General features: G+C 43.0%; 6 protein-coding genes and 2 pseudogenes. 5 read left to right on the top strand and 3 right to left on the bottom strand.

Translation table 11 applies throughout. The annotated features are described in order from the left end of the window. Positions 1-411: 411 nt before the first annotated feature. Together CAG69_RS00500 and CAG69_RS00495 are read left to right on the top strand one after the other, a co-directional pair. Positions 412-1014, top strand: a pseudogene (locus CAG69_RS00500) (acyl carrier protein phosphodiesterase). Positions 1015-1081: 67 nt separating this feature from the next. After that, the gene (locus CAG69_RS00495) at positions 1082-2341 is read left to right on the top strand and encodes a DEAD/DEAH box helicase (RefSeq protein WP_161442164.1); all 1260 of its coding nucleotides are present in this window, start codon (positions 1082-1084) and stop codon (positions 2339-2341) included. 27 nt (positions 2342-2368) lie between these two features. Here CAG69_RS00495 and CAG69_RS00490 read toward each other — a convergent pair. Both CAG69_RS00490 and CAG69_RS00485 read right to left on the bottom strand, forming a co-directional pair. Further along, positions 2369-3031, bottom strand: a pseudogene (locus CAG69_RS00490) (EAL domain-containing protein); the annotation flags it as partial. Between the two features lie 136 nt (positions 3032-3167). Beyond that, positions 3168-3800 carry a hypothetical protein gene (locus CAG69_RS00485; RefSeq protein WP_161442162.1) on the bottom strand — a complete coding sequence of 211 codons (633 nt, stop codon included), beginning with the start codon at positions 3798-3800 and terminating at the stop codon, positions 3168-3170. 186 nt (positions 3801-3986) lie between these two features. Here CAG69_RS00485 and CAG69_RS00480 point away from each other — a divergent pair, with 186 nt between their 5' ends. From CAG69_RS00480 to CAG69_RS00470, 3 genes are all read left to right on the top strand, one after another. Further along, a complete protein-coding gene (locus tag CAG69_RS00480; protein WP_161442160.1) occupies positions 3987-4229 on the top strand; it encodes a DUF2164 domain-containing protein in 243 nt (80 codons plus the stop codon). A gap of 174 nt (positions 4230-4403) precedes the next feature. Continuing rightward, positions 4404-4943 carry a cytochrome b gene (locus CAG69_RS00475; RefSeq protein WP_161442158.1) on the top strand — a complete coding sequence of 180 codons (540 nt, stop codon included), beginning with the start codon at positions 4404-4406 and terminating at the stop codon, positions 4941-4943. Next, on the top strand, positions 4940-5509 hold the full coding sequence (locus tag CAG69_RS00470; RefSeq protein ID WP_161442156.1) for a YceI family protein: 570 nt from the start codon (positions 4940-4942) through the stop codon (positions 5507-5509). Before CAG69_RS00475 ends, CAG69_RS00470 begins: the two co-directional genes overlap by 4 nt. A 138-nt stretch (positions 5510-5647) precedes the next feature. Here CAG69_RS00470 and focA read toward each other — a convergent pair whose 3' ends face one another. Beyond that, positions 5648-7099, bottom strand: coding sequence for a formate transporter FocA (focA, locus tag CAG69_RS00465; protein ID WP_048625025.1), 1452 nt, complete (start codon positions 7097-7099; stop codon positions 5648-5650). Between the last annotated feature and the right edge of the window lie 16 nt (positions 7100-7115).

The following is a 7115-nucleotide window of genomic DNA, read 5'->3' as shown; positions in this document are numbered from 1 at the left end:
GACATAAATATTGATAAAAGAGCTATTTCTCTGTAGTGCTAAGTAGATATGAAATCTGGTTGCAAACGTTTACTTTTGATTATGCTCATAGGTTTTTAAATCTTTACTTCTCGCTGTCATGAATGTGTCATATAAAGACTATAAAAAGGAGTTGTTGACGTGGATATGGCAAGGCCAAGCCGTCAGCAAGTACAAGCAAGAGAGCTTAAAATAAAGGAGGTCACAATGAGCGACCAATACCAAAACGATGAGAGCCTAGAGCTGCTAGATGCGCTTGAAATTGGCATTATCTTGTCGGAATACGTTGGCTCAGACAACGAAGCCGAATAGCGGAACACTCTCATCTCGTCGTAATAGACGTTATACTAGGTTCATGTCACACCAAGCCTTAAAGGCCAAAACTGGCGTCGGATGAACTTTCTAGCCCACCTGCATATCGCAGACCACTGTAACAGCCATTTATTGGGAAACTTGCTTGGAGACTTCGTAAAAGGGGATCCAAGCAAGCTGTATGAACGTGATATCTCGAACGGCATCAAATTACATAGATTTGTTGACCGCATTACTGATCACCATCCTATTGTTAACGAATGCAAACCTCACTTCAAAGGTACTGCGCGGCGCTTTGCCCCTATCGCTCTCGATATGTTCTGGGACCATTGTCTTGCAAAACACTGGGACGACTTTTATGCCGTATCTCTCGAACACTTTGTCGACTCGGCATACGAGCGAGTAAACCGTGACGTTGATGAACATTTGCCGTCGCGTTTTTTGGTGCTCCACAGCAGGATGTGGCACGGTCGATGGCTTCAGTCATACCAAGACCTGGATAATATCGAATTTGCACTACATCGAATGTCGCAAAGAAGCCCGAGAATGGCTGACCTTACTACAACATTTAAAGTGATTGAGAGTGATTAAACAGTATTGGAAGAGAAGTTCTCGACACTCTATCGAGACGTTTTACGCCAGTCGTATGATTTTCACCAACATCTTATTGATTCAGCCCAATGAAATAGAAAAGTAGTATGGCTATTGGGGCTCTGGTAAACTCTGCGCTCCAAAAATAATGAGGTTACACATGTCTGTTAATTTTGCTGACTTAGGTATTGAACAAAAGCTAATCGAGACGCTAAGCAATCTAAATATCGTGACGCCAACACCAGTGCAAGAAAAGTCTATTCCACATGTCCTTGAAGGAAAGAACTTACTTGCTGCTGCACAAACTGGTACGGGGAAAACAGCTGCGTTTGGTTTACCTATTATACAAACCGTTCAGCAAAAGAAACTCAACGGTACGCCTCAAGCATTGGTTTTGGTTCCAACACGCGAGCTTGCGCAGCAGGTATTTGATAATTTGAATCAGTACTCTGCACAAACCGAACTTCGCATTGTGTGTGTTTATGGTGGTACAAGCATTGGCGTACAAAAGAGGAAGTTAGAAGAGGGCGCTGATATTTTGATTGCAACACCAGGTCGTCTTTTGGATCATCTGTTTAATGGCAACGTAAACATCTCCAAAACCAGTATGCTCGTTCTAGACGAAGCCGACCGTATGTTAGATATGGGATTCTGGCCTGACTTGCAACGCATCTTCCGACGTTTACCCGCCGAAAAACAGATCCTGTTGTTCTCTGCGACATTTGAAAAGCGAATAAAAACTATTGCGTACAAACTCATGGAATCGCCGGTTGAAGTTGAAGTGTCACCAGCAAACACGACGGCTGAAACGGTAAAACAGATGGTTTATCCGGTAGACAAAAAGCGTAAACGTGAATTATTGGCGTACTTGATTGGCTCGCGCAATTGGCAGCAAGTGCTTGTATTTACAAAAACTAAGCAAGGTAGCGATGAGCTAGCAAAAGAGCTTAAGTTAGATGGCATAAAAGCGGTTTCAATTAACGGGGATAAGTCACAGGGTGCGCGTCAAAGAGCGTTGGATGAGTTCAAACAAGGTAAGGTGCGTGCGTTGATTGCGACAGATGTAGCAGCACGAGGGCTGGATATTCAAGAGTTAGAGCAAGTGGTGAACTTTGATATGCCATTTAAAGCCGAAGATTATGTCCACCGTATAGGCCGTACTGGCCGTGCAGGAAAGTCAGGTCTAGCTGTATCTCTAATGAGTCGGGAAGAAGAATATTTATTGCATGCTATCGAGAATTTGCTTGATCAACGCCTACCGCAAGAATGGTTGGCAGGCTTCGAGCCAAGCCTTATAGAAGAAGTCGAGCCTGAGAAAAATGGTAATGGACGCCGTCGAAGCCGTTCATCAGAGAAGCGTAAGCTAAAAGCAAAATTAGCGATTCATAAGAACCGTGGTAAATCACGTAACTCTCGCTAAACCGCACAAACTTTTGTTCTTACATAGTCAGGCTGTTTTTGCCTCTTCATAAACGTCTAACGTTTGCGGGATAGCGAGTAGGTATCCTTGATACATATCGAAACCGAGTTTTTTCATTAAGTTAAGTTGATGCTCGGTTTCAATTCCTTCGATAACGGTTTTAGAGCGCAACGTTCTTGCTAGTGATAATGCATCGACTAGAGCTTTCCAGTCACCATTTTCGTATCTCAGCATTAACGAGCGATCCATTTTTATTATGTCTGGACGAACGCCTTTCACTCGTTCAATTGTCGATGCATTGACGCCATAATCGTCGATCGCCAATTTAAACCCGCCTTGGCTTAATTCACGAGCTGCTTGCGACAAAGAGGACTCGTCTTCTACGTTCAACTCAAGCAACTCCATGACGATTTGTTCATTTACTAAATGAGATTGATAAATGGTTTGTTTTAGCAGCCTATTGTACGTGATGTCTCTGACTAGTATTTTTGCTGCTTCTGGTAATACATTAAGAAACAGTTGTTTATTGTGAAAGTGAGATTGGGCAAAGTTTTTGATATGAATTAGGCGACTTAAGCGTTCGACATTGAGTAGGTCTTGAGCGGCAATGGTTTTTGATTGGAAAAACTGATCTGGCCTGATCATGGTGCCATTAGCATTGGTAATTCTTACTAGCGCTATCGCGCCAACTTTTTATTTCATTGGCAGTGAATCTAAGTGGGCTCATGAACTCAAGCAAGAATGATGGTAAGAGATGATTAGATTTGTCGAGTGATATCAAACAAATTGATGAAATGACTGACAATCTTCCTATTGCAATTTGATGTTACCATTGTAGTACTGCATACAGTTGTAAGTATTTTCTGACCAACTGTTGTTTGTTCGAGCGACGTAAAGGATGACCAAACTTAATGTAACAAGGACTAATGCCAAATCGAGTGTCTAACGATTGCGTGAGCTGTGATTCGCTGGTGTACAGCGTGATGCCTTGCTCCGTGTATTCGTTGATCTGATCGGGCAGTTCACCCATCCACCAATGAAGCAACTCTCGGCTCGTTTTACTGCGACTGATCCAATGATCACAAACTAAAAAGAGTAGATCATTCGGTTGCAGCGCATAACCATATTCGCTTTGCCATTCCGTAATTGATGAGAGTAAGTTTTCTCGACAAGATTTTCCCGCACTGACTATATGGTGACTCAGGACCCAAACCGTGCCTATTTCGGATGAAATACGGTAGTGATGAGGCAGGTCCGGAGTATTTAAAACTTCAATTGGTTTTACCACGCTGTTGTATCTGAAGTGACGGAAAGTGTGTTCCATTCTTCTTGAAAACGCGAGACCAAGATGATGCTCACTCATGCCTTGGTTATGTACCGCAGGGTAATGCTTTTCACACAGCTTAAGACAGTCGTCTTGAAAATCATTAACACTTTGAATCACTAGGTCGAGTAGCAAAGAATATCCCTTAATAATTAACAAAACGAACTGCAAAAGGTTAGCATAGTCTTTTGAGAATAGACTAATTTACTTCGGCAACTTCTTGATCTAAACACCAAATTTCTCACAAATGATCGCGCCTACTCTTTAAGAGAGCAAGACGATAAAAGCACACATAGAACAAAATTCTGAAAAAGGGCAAAGATGATAAAGTTAGAACGTGCACAAAAAGAAACGCTGGCAACCGCCATTCAAGATTATATGCAGGACGAACTAGATGTTGAGATTGGCCAGTTCGATAGTGAATTTCTTATTGATTTCATTACAGAAAAACTAGGGCCAATCTATTACAACAAGGGGGTGGAAGATGCAAAATTACTGGTTGAACGGAGAATGTTAGAAGTGTCCGAAGAGCTGTATGAGATAGAACAAGAAGTTAAGCTGTAAGTTTCAGTTTTATAAACGATTTAAAGTTCCTTCAAAAAATTCGAACAACTTGATAGATACGGTGCCATTGGCTGGATGTAAATGATGGTAAATAATCTGTTTCATATGACGTAAATAGGTTAATGTAGTGTTTCTTGCTCAACATTAACTTAGGAATATATCTAGGAACTTGAGATGGATACACTGGTAAAGAATTACAACCTTACTGCACGCGTGATGCACTGGTTATCTGCGCTGTGCATTATTGGTCTATTTGCAGTGGGTTTGTGGATGGTCGACCTTAGCTATTACAGCGAATGGTATCGAACCGCGCCACATTACCATCGCTCTGTCGGTATTTTACTCGCTATTTTAACTTTGGCACGCATTGTATGGAAACATGTTACGGCGTCACCAAAGGTAGAAGGCAAACCTTACGAAGTGCTTGCTGCTAAAGCAGCGCATGGTGTTATGTACCTACTATTGGTCACCATCTTTGTTTCAGGTTACCTCATTTCAACGTCTGATGGACGCGGTATCGAAGTGTTTAATTGGTTTACCGTGCCAGGAGCGGGAGAGTTATTCCCAGGACAATCAGACATAGCGGGTGAAATTCACTTCTACGCAGCTTGGGTCGTCATCCTGATAGCAGGTTTGCACGCTATTGCTGCGCTTAAACACCACTTTATCGATAAAGACAACACATTAAGAAAAATGTTAGGAGCTTCAAAATGAAAAAGTCACTCTTCGCTACAGGGTTAGCTATCGCTATGGCACTACCATTTGGTGCGCAAGCTGCAGATTATGTCATCGATACCAAAGGGGCTCACGCTTCAATTAACTTTAAAGTTAGCCACTTGGGTTACAGCTTCATCAAAGGTCGTTTCAATACATTTTCTGGTGACTTTTCTTTTGATGAGAACAACATTGCTGATTCAAAAGTGAATGTTGTTGTTGATACAACTAGCTTAGACTCCAACCACGCTGAACGTGACAAGCACATTCGTAGTGGTGACTTCATTGATGCTGGTAAATACAGCGAAGCGACCTTTAAAAGCACAAAAGTGGTTGATAAAGGCAATGGCAAGCTAGATGTAACTGGTGATCTAACGCTACACGGTGTTACTAAGCCTATTACTATCGAAGCTGCATTCGTTGGCGCAGGTAGTGACCCATGGGGTGGTGAGCGCGCTGGCTTCGTTGGTAACACTCGCCTTGAGCTTGCTGACTTTGATATCCCAGTAATGGGTGCTTCAAACTATGTTGATATGGAACTTCATATCGAAGGCGTTAAGAAGTAACGAACTTCTTTTAGATGCAGTAAAAGCGCTCTTCAACGGAAGAGCGCTTTTTTATTACCTCAATCACAATCGACAACCTTGGCAAGCCAGTCAGTGACAGCGATTGAAAGCCAACAGACGTTGCAAGCGTTTAATGAATTACGCTGTTTCTAACTCGTTTTTTTCTACTAGGTTTAAACGCTCACCAAAAATCGGGCGTAGTGCTGTTAATACTTCAGTACGAGTAACAACACCGACCATCTGGCCATTTTCAAGTACAGGAAGTACTTGTGGCTTGCTCACTTTGATGCTTTTTGCGCGTTCTTCTAAAGATAGAGACGTCATGCGAGTGGCGATGCCCATGCTGCTCGTTGGGTACAACTGCTCTTTATCGATACATAGGAATTCGACAACATCAACGAGACGATCACCAGCATCAATTGCGACCACATCGCGGCTCATGATGTCGACGACTTTTTGGTCTTTCACCGGAATGTAGTCCTCACACCATAGTTCTACCATCACATCGTGAGCAGAGAAGAAACCAACCAATCGATTTTGTACGTCTACAACAGGTGCGCTAGTTACGTTGTTGTCAAGTAGCACATCCAGTGCGATTGCTATCGGTGTTTCTGCACTGATGGTAACTGGTTTTGGGTTCATAATGTCTTTAACAAAAGATGCGTTTTTCATGGTGAAATCCTTAACTGACGAGAGTGTTGTAGTCGTTGTGATAGAAGATATATTCGCTGCTTTTAGTTCTGGTCGGCGAAAAATACACCAGTTTGCAAGACCAACTAAAACCGCTCCGCCGACGATGTTGCCAAGCGTGACAGGAATTAAGTTAGCGGTAATAAAGTGCCCAATATTTAAGTCTGCGTACTGTGAAGCGGGCACACCGACGGAGGCCCAAAAAGACTCAGGTGCAAAGTTCGCGATAACAATGCCAAGTGGAACCATAAACATGTTCGCGACACAGTGTTCAAAGCCACTGCTGACAAACATGGCCACAGGCATAATTGTCATTGCTGCTTTTGTCATTGCATTTGCAGAGCTAAACGTTAACCAAATCGCGAGGCAGACCAATAGGTTACAAAGGATACCGAGCGCAAACGCCTGAATGAGAGTGTGATGAAGCTTGTGCTGCGCGATGTTAAGCGCATTTAACCCCCATTGACCGCTATCCATTTGATAAAGACCAGCTGCAGTAACTAGCGCAAGTAGGAACATCGCACCAATGAAGTTGCCAACGTAAACCTTGCCCCAAATAGAAAGCATTTTTCCGAACGAGATTTGCTTATTGGCCCATGAGATACTGGAAAGAACTGAGCTGGTAAATAGTTCACCACCGCAGATCACGATGAGGATCAAGCCCATACTAAATGCTAATCCGCCAGCAAGACGGCTTAAGCCCCAACCAGCGCCAGCGCTGCCAGTAGTCACCGTGATGTAAAACAAGAACGCCAATCCAATGAACGCGCCCGCCATGATGGCAAGACTCAGTGTCATACTGCTGGTTTTGTTTGCTTTACTTAACGCAAATTTTTCCGCTTCAGCCATCATTTCTTTTGGAGAAAAGTACTGGTGATTTTGAGAGCTGGTCACCGCCATATTGACTCCTTAATTT

The sequence above is a fragment of the Vibrio sp. V43_P6S15P86 genome (assembly GCF_009904725.1).
GTDB classification, from domain to species: Bacteria; Pseudomonadota; Gammaproteobacteria; order Enterobacterales; family Vibrionaceae; genus Vibrio; species Vibrio diabolicus.
This window is presented reverse-complemented; position numbering and strand designations above follow the sequence as displayed.